Raw genomic sequence first — 15156 nt, forward strand, 5'->3', positions numbered from 1 at the left:
CAGGATGACAGAGCGGGAAGGCGACGCCAAGCGGCCGACCAGCCCGACCGCCATGCCGCCGGAGCGCGATGAGAGCGCGGACGGCGATCCCGTCGAGCGTGCCGACGGCCTTCGTCTGTCCATGGGCGAGGCGGACGCGTGGAAGTCCCAGAGGTCGACGTCCTCGGTTCGGGCCTCCCCGCGCAGGCGGAGCGAGCGATCGTACGGCGGGTGCACGCTGGAGATCGGCTACTTCCTCGGCCGGCGGCACTGATCCGCTGACGCCGAGTCAAGGGCGCCGGATCGAGGGCGCCGTCCTTCGGGAGGGCGCCCTCACGCCACCGCGGAGGTCCCCGCCGGGCCGTGACCCCGCCTCGGCCGGTCCGCTCCGCCGCCCTGGCCTCCCCGCACGACGGTGTCGTCGCCTACAGTGAGAGCTTCTTGCGGGCGGGGCCTGGTGGCGGCACGAGCGGGGAGGGGGCCGGAGTGGAGCGACGGGTACGTCGGACCGCGGCGGCCGCGCTGTCCTGGGCGTTCCTCACGGCCTGGGCCGTCTGCCAGGTCCTCCTCGGCACGACGACAGGCACGGCGACGGGCGCGGCGCAGCCGGCCCCCGGCACGCCGCCCGCCGTCGCCGCCCCGGCGGCCCCCGCCGTCGTACGGCTCGGCCCGGCGGGCGCGGAGGTCCGGCGCGCTGCGGACCGCCCCCGCCACGACGTCGCCCAGCGGCAGACGGCCGCCGCCGAGGCCGGTGTCCGGCTGCCCGCGCTCCCGCCAGCCGCGCTCCCGTCCGGCCGGACGGACGCCCCCCGGCCCCGGCCCGGGATGTACGCCCCGGGGCCGCGCCAGGAGCGGGCGCCGCCGTCCGATCGCTACGACCCCCGCCACACCCGCGGTCCCCCTTCCACCCGGTCCAGCTGACGTTCCACCGCGCCCGCCGATCCGGGTGCCGCGGCCTGCCCGCGGCCCGGACGGGAGGGCTCCGGCCACCGTGCCCGGAGCGTTCCCGGCGGCGCGCCGTCCCCTCGCGTCCGCCCGTCCCGGGTGCGGCGTCCCTCCGCGGACGCCCGGCTCCCGCGGACCGCCCGTGGAGTACCCATGCCTATTCGCCGTGCCGCGTTCTGGCGCGCGCTCGTCGCGCTCGCCGTCGTCGGCGTCTCGTTCTACGTCGCCCTGACCACCCCGCCCCGCCTCGGGCTCGACCTGCGCGGCGGCACCCGGATCGTCCTGGAGACCCAGGACTCGCCCACTGTCCGCGCCGACACGGACGCCACCGACCGGGCGCTGGAGGTACTGCGCCGCCGGGTCGACGGTCTCGGTGTCGCCGAACCCTCGCTCGCCCGCGCCGGGGAACGGCGCATCGTCGTCGAACTCCCCGGCGTCCAGGACCCCCGCGAGGCCGCCGGGGTCATCGGCCGCACCGCCCAGCTCACCTTCCACGCCGTCACCGCGACCGCCGACGGCCCGGCCGGCCCCCCGGCGGCGGACGGCTCCCGGGTCCTCGCCGACCCCGGCCTCCCCGGCGGCCACCTGCGGCTGGGGCCACCGGTACTGACCGGCGACGGCGTCAAGGACGCCTCGGCCGTGCTCGACACCCGGACGGGCCTCGGCTGGAGCATCGACCTCTCCTTCCGCGGCTCGGCCGGCGACGCCTGGGCCCGGCTCACCGGGGAAGCCGCATGCGCCGCGCCGGCCGACCCCGCCCGCCGGGTCGCCATCGTGCTCGACGACCGCGTCCTGTCCGCCCCCGGCGTCCAGGACAGCGTGCCCTGCGGGCAGGGGATCACCGGTGGTTCGACCCAGATCACCGGCGGATTCTCAGCCGACGAGGCCCGCGATCTCGCCGCCCTGGTCAAGGGCGGTGCCCTGCCCGTACCGGTGACGGTGATCGAGCAGAGCACCGTCGGCCCCACCCTCGGCGCCGAGGCGATTCGGGCCAGCGCCCTCGCCGCGGCCATCGGCCTGCTCTGCACCGGGGCCTTCGTCATCGCGGTGTACCGCCTGCTCGGTGTGCTGGCCACCGTCGCCCTCGCCCTCTACGGACTGATCTCGTACGCCGCCGTGGTCGCGCTCGGCGCGACGCTCACCCTGCCCGGGCTGGCCGGCTTCGTGCTCGCCATCGGCATGGCGGTGGACGCCAACGTGCTGGTCTTCGAACGGGCCAGGGAGGAGTACACCGCGCCTCGGGCGGCCGGCCCCGGAAGGGAGCGCGACCTTCGGCGCCCGCTGCGCGTCGGGTTCGCGAAGGCATGGAGCGCGGTGGCCGACTCCAACGTGACGACGCTGCTCGCCGCCGGTCTGCTCTTCGTGTTCGCCACCGGCCCGGTCAAGGGCTTCGGGGTGACGCTCTCGATCGGCGTGCTGGCCTCGATGTTCTCGGCCATGCTGATCACCCGGCTGCTCGCCGAGTGGGCGGTGCGCCGGCCCGCCGTCGCCCGGCGGCCCGCCCTGACCGGCATGACCACCGTCGGCCGGCTCCGGACCCGGCTGACCCGGCGGCCGCCCCGGCTGATGCGCCACCGGCGGCGCTGGCTGGGCGTCTGCGCCGGCCTGCTGCTGCTCGCCGTGGCCGGGATCGGCGGGCGCGGCCTGGACTTCGGCGTCGAGTTCACCGGCGGTCGGGTGGCGCAGTACACCGCCGCGCAGCGGGTCGACGCGGACGCCGCCCGCGCGGCGGTGGTCGGCGCCGGGTTCCCGCAGGCCGTGGTTCAGACCACCGGCGACACCGGGGTGTCCGTCCGCACCAAGGAGACCGGCGACGACCAGCAGCAGCGCATCCGGGAGGCGCTCACCGGCGTCACCGGCGAGCTGTCCGTGGAGCGCGACGAGCTGATCGGGCCGAGCCTCGGCAGCGAGCTGCGCGGCTACGCGCTGGCCGCGCTCGGGCTCGCGGTCGCCGCCCAACTGCTCTACCTCACGATCCGCTTCCGGTGGGCCTTCGCGGCCGCAGCGGTGATCGCGATGGCGCAGGACCTGCTGCTCGTCCTCGGCCTCTTCGCCTGGCTGGGCAAGCCGGTGGACAGCGTCTTCCTCGCCGCGCTGCTCACCATCGTCGGGTACTCGGTCAACGACACGGTGGTGGTCCTGGACCGGCTGCGCGAGCTGCGCCGGACCGGGACGAAGGCGAGCTGGGCGGATCTCGCGGACCGCGCCGTGGCGCAGACCCTCCCCCGGACGGTGAACACCGGCATGGGGGCGCTGTTCGTCCTGGTGGCCCTGGCGGCCTTCGGCGGCGACTCGCTCGCCGACTTCTCGGTGGCGCTGCTGGCCGGGGTCCTGCTGGGCACCGCGTCGACGGTGTTCACCGCGATGCCGGTGGTCGTCCTGCTCCAGGAGCGGTTCCCGGACCGGCCGCAGGAGGCCGGGGAGGCACCGGCGCCTCACGCGGCGGGCGCGGCCCGGGCGCGCGACCACAACGGGGCGGTGGTCTGAGCGGCGTTGGTTCGGCCGGGAGGCCGTGCGTGCCGCGACCGGCCGGCCGGCGGGCGAGCAGGTGCTGGTGCTGGTGCTGGACGTCAGCGCCATCGGACGACGGAGCGCCGTCCTGACGCATGATGAGACGCCGACCTGCTGGTCAACGGCCGCCGTACAGCGGGACGTTCGGGCGCCGCAGGACACGGGGGCGGCGGGCCGCCGAGGAGCACGGGAGGTCTCGTCTCCCGGCCGATCCGGTATCGGGAGACGTGCCGGCCGGACCGCGGGGGAAGCCGCTGTCCGGCCGGGCTCAGCCTTACCCCCGTACGGACGGCAGCGGGTTGGCCGGCTCGTCCAGCCACGCCCGGTGCCTGCCGTCCGTGTCCACGGTCAGCCCGAACCGGTCGAAGCCCGGGCGGCCCTGCTTCTCCCACCAGCGGACGACGTCCTCGATCTCCGACCACATCCGGCGAGGACCCGACTGGCGGACCTCGTACCGTTCCGCGCCGTCCACGAAGTCGACCGTGGCCCAGGACGTGACGCCGGTGTCGAACAGCCACAGGGTGGTCATCCCGTCGCCGTCGCTGCGCCGGTAGTACACATCGGGCACGGCCAGGCCCACGACGAAGGACGCCAGCCAGTCGTCCACGACATCGAGCGGGCTGAGGGTCGTGTACTCCTCCGCGGCGTCGCCGGGCCAGTCGCCGGGCAGGTAGTCGTCGACGGGCGGGCCCTGGTAACGCTGTTGACGCATGCGCATGAACGCCGAGGACCCGGTGAACGGCCCCTCGGCGGTGCGGCCGGCGGCGGTGAGGCGGGCGACGGCCCCGCCGCCGAAGAGCGGCGCGAAGGGCAGCACCAGCACGCCCTGCGGCCGGATCTGCCCGATCACGGCCGCGGGGACCTCCCGTACCGAGCAGGTGAGGATCCCCCGGTCGTACGGGGCCCGTGGCGGGTACCCGTCGGCGGCGTCGCCCACTACCGCGGTCGGGGCGTCGTCGAGGGCTCGGAGATTCGCCTCGGCCTGGGCGGCGACCTCCCGGTCCAGTTCCACGGTCACCACGGCATCCGCGCCTTGGCGCCGGGCCAGCAGTGCGGCGTTCCAGCCCGGTCCGGTCCCGCCCTCCCAGACCGTGTGGCCCTCGTGGACGTCCAGGTCGCGCAGCATGGAGGCCACCATCGTCGGCATGGAGACCGACGACGTCGGCTCCCGCTGCCCGCCGTCCGCGTCGTCCTCCCACTGCGTCACGATCGCCACGTCGGAGTACGCGAGCTCCAGCCACCTCCCGGGGTTCTCCGTCCGGTCGCAGCGCTCGTAGCCGTCGCTGGTGCTCGCCCAGACGACGTCCGGGAGGAACAGGTGGCGCCCGACGTCGAGGAAGGCCTGACGCCAGCCCGGGGTCAGCGCACCCGAGGCCTCCAACCGGTCGACGAGCCGACCCTGGAGGTCGGCGATCGCCGTCACTTGTGCTTCGGATCGGGAGTCGGGCCCTGTCCGTCGGGATTCGGCTTGGGGCCGATCTGCGGGCCGCCGGGCTTGGCGTGGGAGCCGCCCCTACCGGCGTTCGGGCCGCCCTTGTTCTCGTCACCCACGGGTGATTCCCCCTTCTGTGCGACGCTCCGAGAATTTCAGAGCAGAGCGTAGGTGAACGAACACCCAAAGTAAATGGCGGTCCCACCGCTCCTCCTCGCGGGACAGGCACGGCTGGCCGACCATCCCGGGTGGGCCAACGCTTCGGGTGGTACAGCGCACAGGAGCAGCCGGGGAGCGCGCGGCGCCACCCACGCCGACGCCGGGCGCCTTGCCGAGGAGTGGGAGCGATACGACAACCTGGCGAGGGAGCAGTTCGTCGGGAAGTGCTGGAATTCGCATGCAGTGGATTCCTACGGCAACCAAGGCCGCACCGTGGTTCGAACAACCCGGAGGCGCCACTCAGTTCTCCCTTGAAAAGCCCGTCAAGGTACTCTGCGCCGCGGAATACCTTGTCTTCGAGAATGGAAAATCCTGCTGATGGATCGTCACCAACTTCTGACACGCCTCACCGAGGCAGGAGTGAGCGACCGCTTCTACGGGATCAGCACGCGGGGTCTCTCGACGTCCAACCATCTGCACGAGGCGGCCCCCGTCCTCACCGAGGGCCGCGATGGTCGATGGACGATCGACGTCTATGAGCGTGGCGAGCACTGGGAGGAAGCGAGTTTCGAATCGGAGGAAGAGGCGTGTTCCTACCTCTACGCAGAGGTCATGAGGCAGTGGGAGCTCTACGGGTCTCAGTGAGGTGAACAATCGAGCACAGAGCCGCCGGGTCCTGGTGGTGCAGGACGACGTGGACGTCCACGATCGGGAGCGGGGTGAGACTGGTTTCGGTGGTGCCCATGTCCTCTCTAACTTCCCTACGGGGTTTAGGTGTTGATCGTCCGGTGCGGCACCGCTCCCAGGATGGCCCGTGCGGTCTGCTCGGGGAGTCAGGTGGGTGGTGTTTCGGGGCGCCGTCGGGTCTCAGGGGCGGGGGGCGATCTTCAGGTCGCCCCGGGTGACCTGGCGGATGTGGGGGCCGGCCAGCAGGTCGTGCGGGTAGCCGAGTTCGATGCGGCCGGCCTCGTCGAGGCGGTCCGACTGGGCGGCGCTGAGTTCGACCTCCAGGGCGCCCAGGTTGTCCTCCAGCTGCGTGAGCGTGCGGGCGCCGACGACGGGCGCCGTCACGCCCGGCCGGTTCAGCGTCCAGGCGAGCGCGACCTGCGCGGGTGTGCGGCCCAGTTCGGCGGCGACCTCCTTCACGACCTCGGCGACGGCGAGGGCGCGTTCGGTGACCATGCCCAGCCCGGCGTTGAAGCTCCTCCGGGTGCCCTCCCCCGCGCCGGCGGCCGCCGCGGTCAGGTCGGCGCGGCCGTACGTGCCGGTGAGCAGGCCGCCCGCCAGCGGGGAGTACGGCAGCACGCCCAGGCCCATCTCCCGTGCCATCGGGACGAGATCGCGTTCCGCCGCCCGGTTGAGGAGGTTGTACTCGATCTGCAGGGCGACCAGCGGGGACCAGCCGCGCAGGTCGGCGACCGCCTGCATGCGCGAGACCTCCCAGGCCGGGACGTTGGAGACCGCCACGTACAGGACCTTGCCCTGCCGGACCAGGTCGTCCATGGCGCGCAGGATCTCCTCGACCGGCGTCGTGAAGTCCCACACGTGCAGGTACAGCAGGTCGAGGTAGTCCGTGCCCAGCCGCCGGAGGCTGGACTCCACCGAGGCGAACATGCTCTTGCGGTGGCTCCCCGCGGAGTTCGGGTCGCCCGGCCGGCGCAGCGTGGTGTACTTCGTCGCCAGCACCAGGCCTTCGCGGCCGCCCCGGGTGAACTCGCCCAGCTGGCGCTCGGAACTGCCGTCGGTGTACGTGCTGGCGGTGTCGATGAAGTTGCCGCCGCGCTCGACGTAGGCGTCGAACAGCCTGCGCGCCTCTGCCTTCTCCGCGCCCCAGCCGAACTCGGTGCCGAACGTGGCCGTGCCCAGCGCGAGCGGTGAGACCCGCAGTCCGGAACGGCCCAGCAGCCGGTAGCTGTCGAGGGTGAGTGCCATGGTGACCTCCCGTGTTCGTGATCCGTCGTCGACAGCGAGTCTGCGGCGGCGACGGGGCACGGATAAGGGAGGGGACTTCCTGGGAACATCTGTCCCACCCTGGCTGTTGCGCCGGTCATGACGACCTCCGCGCCGGACAGGACCCAGACCCAGGAGCTGGCCGCGTTCCTGCGCAGCCGGCGCGAACGCCTGGATCCCCGGGACGTCGGGCTGCCGGCGCGCCTCCGGAACCGCCGCACCCCGGGGCTGCGCCGTGAGGAGGTCGCCGAACTGGCCGGGGTCAGCGTCGACTACGTCGTCCGGCTGGAACAGGCCCGCGGGCTGCGCCCCTCCCCCGACGTGCTCCAGGCCCTGGCCGGGGCGCTGCGCCTGGCCCCCGACGAGCGCGCCTACCTCTTCGACCTGGCCCTGCGGCGGCCCCCCGGCGCCGACCGGCCCGCCACCGCCGCCGCGCCGCCGCTCGCCCGGCTGGTCGCCGACCTCGCACCGCTGCCCGCCATGCTCCTGAACCACCGCTACGACATTCTGGCCTGGAATGCCGAAATGGCGGGACTGATGGTGGACTTCGACGCCCTGCCGCCCCCGCAGCGCAACGCGATGTGGCTGTGCCTCATGCATCCGCGGGTGCGGGAGTTCTACCTCGACCGCGAACGCGTGGTGCGGGAGGGGATCGCCCACCTGCGCGCCGCGTGGGCCGCCCACCCGGAAGACCGGGCCCTGAGCGGCCTCATCGCCGAATTCGCCGCCGGTGACGAGGAGTTCGCGCGCCTGTGGGCGGAGCGGGACGTCCGGGTCAACGGCCGCGGCCACAAGGCGCTGCGACACCCCGAGGCCGGCGTGCTCACCGTGCAGTTCGAGACCCTCAGGCCGCTCCAGGACCCGGACCAGCTGCTGGTGATCTACCGTGCGGCGGACACGGAGAGCCAGGCGGCCCTGGACCGGCTGCGCGCAGCTGCCGCCGGGCCGCGGCAGGGGCCTGACGCGCTCTCGCACGCGTCCGGCTCCTCACAGCGGCCCTGACCGTCGGCCACTCACCACGGAGCGGCAGAGGCGGCACCTGTACGTGGAGTCAGCCGAGGTCGAACTGCCAGTACGCGGTGTCGCGGAACCCGGGCGACTTCGGGGCGACCTCCACCGTGACCGGGCCTCCCTGCTTGTCGGGCTTCACCCGCACCGGCACGGTGCGCTTCTGCTCCGTGCCGAGGGGCGGTGTGAGGGCGGTGACGGTCGCGGCCTGGTCCAGGAAGGTCATGCTCGCAGCAGGGACGGGAGCGGAGCCGAAGGCGGAAGGGGTGGACAGCGGGCCGGAGTCGATGGCCTTCCCCGCCCGGACCACGACGGCGGCGGAGCCACCGGTCGTGCCGACGCCGGCGTCGGGGGACGTCCCACCGGGGCGCAACTCCTCGCCCATGCCGTTGTCGTAGGTGATCGTGAAGCTGTAGCTGCCGTCGGGTTCCCGGCGGGGAGGGCCCACGGTGATCCTCAGGCCGTCGTCGTAGCGGGCGGTCCCGCCCGCGCCCAGGGGCTCGACGACGGTTCCGGGGCCTTTGACGTACCCGTGCTGGGTCAGGGAGTCCTCGAACTTGGCCAGCGCCATGGCTCCCAGGACGACCAGGGCGGTGAGGACCGCCAGCGCGACCCCGAGGACGGTGGCCCAGCGCGGGGTGTCGGAGGGCCGGGGGCAGGCGGGAGCCGCGTTCGTGTCCATGCGGGTCACGGTAGGGAAACAGCTGGTCGGAACGCATGAGCGGACGTACTCAAGGGCCCCTGAGTAGGCCTACGCGGTGCAGGTGCGGTCGCGGGCGGGGAGGTGTCCGGTGGCGAGGTAGGCGTTGACGGCGGTGTCGACGCAGGAGCTGCCGTGGACACCGTAGTTGGCGTGCTGGTTGGCGCCCGCGAGGGTGAGCAGGCGGGAGCTTGGGAGGCGGTCGTGCAGGGCGGTGCTGCGGGTGTAGGGGACGCGGGGGTCGCCGGTGGAGGCGACGATCAGGGCCGGGGTGTCGTGGCGGACCTGGACGGGGGCTTCGCGGGGGCGGTCCCAGAAGGCGCAGGGGGTGATGTTCTCGGTCAGCGGGGCGAACAGCGGGTGGGCGGCGCGGGCGCGTTCGATGTCGCTCCAGTACGTCTCGGGATCGCGCGGGGCGGGTGCGTCTCCGCACAGGATGGCGGTCTGGGCGCTGCCGGTGGCGGAGCCGGCGGGGGTGAACACGGAGCGCAGGAGGTCGGCGAAGGCGGGCGGCAGGGTGGAGGGGTGGCCGTTGGCGGCCCGGGCGAGCAGGGACATCTGCTCGGCCAGGGAGGCGCGCACCGGGTCGGTGTCGTCGGCCATTCCCGTGAAGAGCAGGGCGGGGACCTGGCTGTCGTCGAGGCGGAAGGTGTCGGGGGCGGTGCCCACGGTGAGCGGTTCGCGGGAGGAGGCGGCGATGACGCCGTCGAGGGTGGCGCGTACCTCCTCCCGGGTGCGGCCTAGGCCGTAGGTGCTGTCGCGGGCGGCGGTCCAGTCGGCCCAGTCGTCGTACGCCTTCTCGTTCTCGGCCTCGGTTCCCTTCATGAGGCGGGGGTTGTAGCGGTCGGGGTCCAGGGCGCTGTCGAGGACCACCCGGTCGTAGCGGGCGGGGAACATCTGGGTGTAGGCCGTGCCCAGGTAGGTGCCGTAGGAGTAGCCCAGGTAGGAGATCCTCCGTTCGCCGAGCGCGCCGCGCACGACGTCGATGTCCCGGGCGGTGTTGCGTGTCGTGACGTGCGGCAGGACGTCGGCGTTGGTGGCCCGGCAGCGGTCCGCGACGTCCCTGGCCCGGGCGGTCTGGCGGTCGAAGCCGGCCCGGTCGGGGCCGGCCGACAGCAGGCCGGGTCCGGAGGGCAGGCCGCAGTCCAGGGGGGTGCTGCGGCCGGTGAAGCGCGGGTCCATGCCGATCACGTCGTAGCGGGCGCCGGTTTCCTTCATCACGGGGCGCACGGTGAGCCCGATGCCGAGGCCTGGGCCGCCCGGGCCTCCGGGGTTCACCAGGAGGGAGCCGATCCGGTGGCGGGTGTCGGTGGCCTTCAGGCGGGACACGGCGACGGTGATGGTCCTGCCGCCGGGGTCGCCGTAGTCGAGGGGTACGGTCACGTCGGCGCAGCGCGCGCCCGCGGCGTCGAGGGCGCGGCCCGTCTGGTCCTCCCCGCCCCGAGCGCAGCCGTGCCAGTCCAGGGGCTGCTGGTAGTAGCGGCCGAGTCCGGCGGCAGGGGCCGCGTCGACGGCGACGGCCGGCGTCGCGGCGAGGGCGGCGGGTGCGACGGCCAGGCAGGTGGTGAGGCCCGTGGCGAGGACGAGGCCCGCGGCCGAGGCGCGCCGGACGGTGGTGCCGGTGATGGTCATGCTGCTCTCTCCCGGAGGGGTGACGGACGCGTCCGGCCCGGAGGAGGTCCGGGCCGTGCCGGTCGAGCCTCTCAACGCACCTGCTCCGAAGGCATCGCCCTGTGACACGAAGTGGCGGTACGTCAGACGCACCAGGGCGGGCCTTCGGTATACGACCGGCGTACCATTCCGCCCGTGCCTTCCGCGGGGCGGACGCGGTACCGGAACGCGTCGAGGGGGCCGTCGGAGTCGATAGGTAGTAGTCCCGCCCCCTGGACGACTTCGGCGCCTTCGGCATCGTCGAGCGGTGGTGGAGTCGACTCAGCGGGCCGCCGCGGGAACGAGGTGGTCGAGGCCCTGGGCACTTCCCGTCGCCGCCTTGATCGAGCGGGGCAGCATGACGCGCTCGTAGGCGCGGACGGCGTCGCCGACGCTGGATTCGGTGACGAGGGCGTGGGCGAGGTCGGCGCCGTCGAGCATGGCGAGGTTGGCGCCCAGTCCGACCGGGGGCATCAGGTGTGCGGCGTCGCCGAGCAGTGTCACTCCGGGCACGTGCGTCCAGGCGTGCGGGGCGGGCAGCACGTGCAGGGGCCGGTTGACGAAGCCGTGGTCGCTGTCGCGCAGGATCCGCAACAGGCTGTCGTCCCAGCCGTCGAACAGCTCCAACAGGTGCTCCCGCACGGCCCGTTGGTCGCCGAGGTCGAGTCCGGCGGCCGTGTGCCAGTCCTGCGGCTCGCGCAGCGCGAGGTAGCCGCGAATGTGACCGTTGCTGTTGCGCTGGGCGACCAGGGTCCGGCCGACGCCCTTCGCCAGCAGCGATCCGTTGCCGACCAGTCGGGCGAGTTCGGGGTGGCGGGTGTCGCACTGGTCGAAGCCGGTCTCGACGAAGGTGACACCGGTGTAGTGGGGTACGACGGGTGACAGCGCCGGGCGGACCCGTGACCAGGCGCCGTCGGCACCGACCACCAGGTCGAACTCCTCGGACGTACCGTCGCCCAGCAGCAGCCGGCACGTGCCGCCCGCCAGCGGGGTGACCCCGGCGGCGGCACGGTCCCACCGCACCGTGTCCGGGGCGAGCGAGTCCAGCAGCAGGCCGCGCAGTTGGCCGCGGTCGATCTCCGGCCGGCCCCCGCCCGCGGTCGGCCCCCGCTGCGCGAGGAGGGCGCCGGTGGCATGGTCGAGCACCCGCCACTCGTCGCCCTCGGGGCGGGCGAGGGCATGGAACCGGTCGAGCAGGCCTGCCGACCGCAGGGCGGCCTGGCCGGTGTCGGCGTGCAGGTCGAGGGAGCCGCCCTGCGGGCGGGCGTCGGCGTCGGCCTCACGTTCGAACACCGTGACGGCGCGGCCGTGTTGCTGCAGGATCCGGGCACAGGTCAGGCCGCCGGGGCCGGCGCCGACGATCGCGATGCGGGGGGCACGGGCAGTGGGCATGGGTGCGTCCTTCCGGTGGTGGGCGGGTCACCGGTCGGCCCGACACCACCAAGAAAGCACACTCGCTAAATAAGTGCAATGACTACACTTTCAGAGTGGATGCACTTCGGGCTATGGTGGTCGGGTGACCGAAGCGATTGGGCGCCGCGAGCGCAAGAAGGCCCAGACCCGCCAGTCCCTGGCCGACGCCGCACTCGAACTCTTCCTCGAACACGGCTACGACCAGGTCGGTGTCAAGGACGTCGCCGACGCCGCGGACGTCTCGGTGACCACCCTGTTCAAGCACTTCACCAGCAAGGAGGCGCTGGTCTTCGACCAGGACGACGACCTGGAGGCGGCCCTCGTCGCGGCCGTGCGCGAGCGGCCCCCGGGCCGGTCGGTCCCACAGGCGCTGCGCGAGCACCTGCTGCTGAACCAGACCCGGTTCGCCATTCACGCCGCCGACCCTCGGTTCGCCGACTTCACCCGCCTGGTGCAGGACACCCCCGCGCTGCGCGACTACTCCCAACGGATGTGGACCCGCCACGAAACGGCCCTGGCGCGGGCCATCGCGCAGGCCGTGGACGCGCCCGACGACGATGTCAGCTGCGTCGCCCTGGCCCGGTTCGCCCTGGCGGCCCGCAGCCTGATCCTGCAGCACCCCGAACCGCGCCGGGCTGCCGACGAGGCCTTCGCCCTGCTCGAACACGGCTGGGCGGCCTCCCATCCGAGCAGCTGACCCGATCCGCGAGAGCCCCGATGCGCGCACAGGCGCCGCGTGCTCCCGGCCGCGGCCCCTGTGATCCGCGGATCGCACCGATTGTCGCGAAGCCTTGACACTGCGCCACGGGCTGAGAACCCTGGTGCTGTACTCCAGGGACGCGAGGGACACGGCATGCCATGGGTTGACGAGAGCAAACGCCACCGGGGTTTCCCGGCGGCGGTGTTGGCGGACGGCAGCGAGCCGGAGCCGCTGCCGGACGGGCGCACCACCTGGTGGCTCTACAACGGTGCGGACGGCCCCCGGGCCACCGCGGTGCGCGGTGGTTGCAGCTGCGGCTGGCGGGGCGAGCAGGTGCACCGGTTGGACTTCGGCGACGACTCGGCGACCGAGGCGGTGGGCAAGGACACCGGGCCGTTCGCGGACTGGGAGTCACACGTCGACCTGACCGAGGGTGTGGTGCCGCGCGAGGTCGAGGACCTGATCGCGGCGCTGGTGGACCGGATCTGCGACCTGACGGAGAGCAGGCCGTACGCCGCGGCCCGTGCGGCCGGCCGGTTCGAGCGCGCCGCCGCTTCGACCGCGCTGCTGGCCGGCCGCAGGGCCCACCGCAACCTGATGACCTGGGAGTACATCGGCCGCGCCTTCGGCTGCGGGCCGACGGAGGCGCAGGAGCGGTTCGGCGAGACGCCGCAGGACGGCGACCGGGACGACGAGGTGTAGGTCGTCGGTCGTCACGCATCGGGCGGGCGGTGCGAGCACCGGTGCCGGCTGCGAGCACCGGTATCAGCGAGGACACCGCCAAGCGGGTGCCCGCGTCACCACGACGGGCACCCGCTCCTCAACCACCCCCGGTCCTGCCAGGACCGGGCTCCCGCCCCGATGCTGCCGCACCCCTGCCCGCGCGCGCCAGCTCCACCCCCCGAAGGGGTGACAGGTCCCAACCCTTCCGATTTTTTCTGCTCCGCAGGAGTCCGCCCTGGGGCGTCCCGGCCTGGGGCTTCCCGGCCTGGGAGCGTCCCGGCGTGCGGCGCGGACCGCTTCCGGTCAGGCGTCGAGGACCTGGCCTTCGCGCTTGACGACCGGTCCTTCCGTCGACCACGGGAACTCGATCCAGTCGTCGGTCCGCTTCCACACGTACTCGCACTTCACCAGGGAGTGCGACTTCTCGTAGATGACGGCGGACCGGACCTCGGCGACGTGGTCGAGGCAGAAGTCGTGCACGAGCCGCAGGGTCTTGCCCGTGTCGGCGACGTCGTCGGTGATCAGGACCTTCTTGTCGGTGAAGTCGATCGCGGCGGGAACGGGCGCCAGCATGACGGGCATCTCGAGGGTGGTGCCCACGCCCGTGTAGAACTCGACGTTCACCAGGTGGATGTTCTTGCAGTCCAGCGCGTACGCCAGACCGCCCGCCACGAACACCCCGCCGCGGGCGATGCTCAGGACGAGGTCGGGCTCGTAGCCGTCGTCGGCGATCGTCTGCGCGAGTTCGCGCACCGCCCGCCCGAAGGTCTGGTAATCCAGGGTCTCACGCACATCAGTCACGACGATCAGTGTCCTTGGCCGTCGGCCGGGCCGCGAGTTCCGGCACGCTCTGGACCGGAAGTGTGGTGCTTCACACGTCGGCCGAGCGCTCCGGTCCCCGGGCACGACGGCCGGCCCGCGGGGAGCTGGGCGGGTGCCGTCAGGTCCGGCGGGCGTGGGAGGCCAGGCGGTCGGCGAGGGCGGTGACGAGGGTGCGCAGTTCCTCCGGGCGCTCGATGACGAACGGCCGGTCGATCGCGGCGAGGAGCGGCGGCAGCCAGTCGAGGCGCTCCGCCCGTAGCTCGACGCGCAGCCAGCGCTCGGCGGTCGGGTCCCCGTCCGGTGCCGGTGCCGGGTCGTGGTCCTCCAGTGTCGCGACGCCGGCGGGCAGGTGGGCGCGGATCTGCTCGGCCGTGCCGTGGATGCGCAGCGTCACCTCGTGCCGGTAGTCGGCCGTGGCGAAGCCCGACAGCAGGCGGTCGGCCGGGTCGGGGCCGGCGGGCGCCTCGAACGTGCCGGGCAGGGCCCTCGCGTCCGCGACGCGGTCGAGCCGGAAGGTCCGGTCCTCGCCGATCCCGGGGTCCGCGCCCGTGACGTACCAGCGGTTCGCGTGGGCGACGATCCCGTACGGGTGCAGCGTGCGCTCACTGGGCCGGCCGTCGCGGTCGGTGTACCTGAGGGAGACCGGCCGGCGGTGGCGCACCGCGTCGGCGAGGGTGAGCAGGACCCCGGCGTCCGGGGCGGCGTCCCCGTCGGAGCCGTCCGTGAAGGAGAGGGCGTCCAGGAGCGTGTCGAGCCGGGCCGCCACGTGCCGGGGCAGCACCCGGCGGATCTTGGCGGCCGCGGTCTCGCCCGCCGTGCGCTCGGCCGTCGCCAGTCCCGTCCGGCGTCCGGCGAGCAGTCCGAGCAGCACGGCGAGCGCCTCGTCCTCGCCGAGCATGAGCGGGGGAAGGCGGTAGCCCGGGGAGATCCGGTAGCCGCCGTACCGGCCGCGCACCGACTCCACGGGCACGTCGAGGTCGATCAGGTGGTCCACGTAGCGCCGCACGGTGCGCCCGTCGACGCCGAGGCGGTCGGCCAGTTCGGCCAGCGTCCGGGTACCGCCCGACTGCAGCAGTTCCAGGAGGGTCAGCACACGGCCGGTGGGTCGGGACATGTCCACAGCCTAGGCGGATAGTGGACAGGTTCTGTCCACTATCCCTCCTA

Annotated in this window: 15 protein-coding genes; 8 read left to right on the forward strand and 7 right to left on the reverse strand. The window is 73.5% G+C overall.

Annotation, left to right across the window (positions count from 1 at the left end):
* The first annotated feature begins 4 nt into the window (after nt 1–4).
* The 3 genes from ACFU7Z_RS01320 (at nt 5) to secD (ending at nt 3411) form a co-directional block, all read left to right on the forward strand.
* Nucleotides 5–253 (forward strand): hypothetical protein, encoded by a 249-nt coding sequence (locus tag ACFU7Z_RS01320; RefSeq protein WP_380775174.1) that lies wholly within the window; start codon nt 5–7, stop codon nt 251–253.
* 212 nt (nt 254–465) lie between these two features.
* Nucleotides 466–900 carry a hypothetical protein gene (locus ACFU7Z_RS01325; RefSeq protein WP_380775176.1) on the forward strand — a complete coding sequence of 145 codons (435 nt, stop codon included), beginning with the start codon at nt 466–468 and terminating at the stop codon, nt 898–900.
* 177 nt (nt 901–1077) lie between these two features.
* Nucleotides 1078–3411, forward strand: a complete 2334-nt coding sequence (gene secD / locus ACFU7Z_RS01330; RefSeq protein ID WP_380775177.1) for a protein translocase subunit SecD — start codon at nt 1078–1080, stop codon at nt 3409–3411.
* Between the two features lie 298 nt (nt 3412–3709).
* On the opposite strand, the gene ACFU7Z_RS01335 is transcribed toward secD, so the two are convergent.
* A complete protein-coding gene (locus tag ACFU7Z_RS01335) occupies nt 3710–4858 on the reverse strand; it encodes a protein-L-isoaspartate(D-aspartate) O-methyltransferase (protein ID WP_380775178.1) in 1149 nt (382 codons plus the stop codon).
* Between the two features lie 406 nt (nt 4859–5264).
* Between ACFU7Z_RS01335 and ACFU7Z_RS01340 the strand changes: the two genes are divergently transcribed.
* Nucleotides 5265–5405 carry a glycohydrolase toxin TNT-related protein gene (locus ACFU7Z_RS01340; protein ID WP_380775179.1) on the forward strand — a complete coding sequence of 47 codons (141 nt, stop codon included), beginning with the start codon at nt 5265–5267 and terminating at the stop codon, nt 5403–5405.
* Nucleotides 5405–5671: a hypothetical protein gene (locus ACFU7Z_RS01345; protein ID WP_380775181.1), complete on the forward strand. Its 267-nt coding sequence runs from the start codon at nt 5405–5407 to the stop codon at nt 5669–5671. The genes ACFU7Z_RS01340 and ACFU7Z_RS01345 overlap by 1 nt, the downstream gene beginning before the upstream one ends.
* A gap of 222 nt (nt 5672–5893) precedes the next feature.
* Here the strand turns inward: ACFU7Z_RS01345 and ACFU7Z_RS01350 are convergent, their stop codons facing one another.
* The gene (locus ACFU7Z_RS01350; protein ID WP_380775182.1) at nt 5894–6958 is read right to left on the reverse strand and encodes an aldo/keto reductase; all 1065 of its coding nucleotides are present in this window, start codon (nt 6956–6958) and stop codon (nt 5894–5896) included.
* 117 nt (nt 6959–7075) lie between these two features.
* Between ACFU7Z_RS01350 and ACFU7Z_RS01355 the strand changes: the two genes are divergently transcribed.
* Nucleotides 7076–7978, forward strand: coding sequence for a helix-turn-helix domain-containing protein (locus ACFU7Z_RS01355; RefSeq protein ID WP_380775183.1), 903 nt, complete (start codon nt 7076–7078; stop codon nt 7976–7978).
* Between the two features lie 49 nt (nt 7979–8027).
* Here ACFU7Z_RS01355 and ACFU7Z_RS01360 read toward each other — a convergent pair whose 3' ends face one another.
* From ACFU7Z_RS01360 to ACFU7Z_RS01370, 3 genes are all read right to left on the reverse strand, one after another.
* The gene (locus tag ACFU7Z_RS01360) at nt 8028–8666 is read right to left on the reverse strand and encodes a hypothetical protein (protein ID WP_380775185.1); all 639 of its coding nucleotides are present in this window, start codon (nt 8664–8666) and stop codon (nt 8028–8030) included.
* A gap of 69 nt (nt 8667–8735) precedes the next feature.
* On the reverse strand, nt 8736–10316 hold the full coding sequence (locus ACFU7Z_RS01365; protein ID WP_380775187.1) for an alpha/beta fold hydrolase: 1581 nt from the start codon (nt 10314–10316) through the stop codon (nt 8736–8738).
* 300 nt (nt 10317–10616) lie between these two features.
* Nucleotides 10617–11726, reverse strand: coding sequence for an FAD-dependent oxidoreductase (locus ACFU7Z_RS01370; protein WP_380775189.1), 1110 nt, complete (start codon nt 11724–11726; stop codon nt 10617–10619).
* A 124-nt stretch (nt 11727–11850) separates the two neighbouring features.
* Here ACFU7Z_RS01370 and ACFU7Z_RS01375 point away from each other — a divergent pair, with 124 nt between their 5' ends.
* The gene (locus tag ACFU7Z_RS01375) at nt 11851–12444 is read left to right on the forward strand and encodes a TetR/AcrR family transcriptional regulator (RefSeq protein ID WP_074003577.1); all 594 of its coding nucleotides are present in this window, start codon (nt 11851–11853) and stop codon (nt 12442–12444) included.
* 156 nt (nt 12445–12600) lie between these two features.
* Nucleotides 12601–13149, forward strand: a complete 549-nt coding sequence (locus ACFU7Z_RS01380; RefSeq protein WP_380775191.1) for a hypothetical protein — start codon at nt 12601–12603, stop codon at nt 13147–13149.
* A gap of 324 nt (nt 13150–13473) precedes the next feature.
* Here ACFU7Z_RS01380 and ACFU7Z_RS01385 read toward each other — a convergent pair whose 3' ends face one another.
* Complete coding sequence (locus tag ACFU7Z_RS01385; protein WP_049651192.1) at nt 13474–13971, reverse strand: phosphoribosyltransferase; 498 nt, start codon at nt 13969–13971, stop codon at nt 13474–13476.
* 139 nt (nt 13972–14110) lie between these two features.
* The gene (locus ACFU7Z_RS01390) at nt 14111–15106 is read right to left on the reverse strand and encodes a helix-turn-helix transcriptional regulator (RefSeq protein ID WP_380775193.1); all 996 of its coding nucleotides are present in this window, start codon (nt 15104–15106) and stop codon (nt 14111–14113) included.
* Nucleotides 15107–15156: the final 50 nt, after the last annotated feature.

This window comes from Kitasatospora sp. NPDC057518 (assembly GCF_042802075.1).
In the GTDB taxonomy this organism is placed as follows: Bacteria; Actinomycetota; Actinomycetes; order Streptomycetales; family Streptomycetaceae; genus Kitasatospora.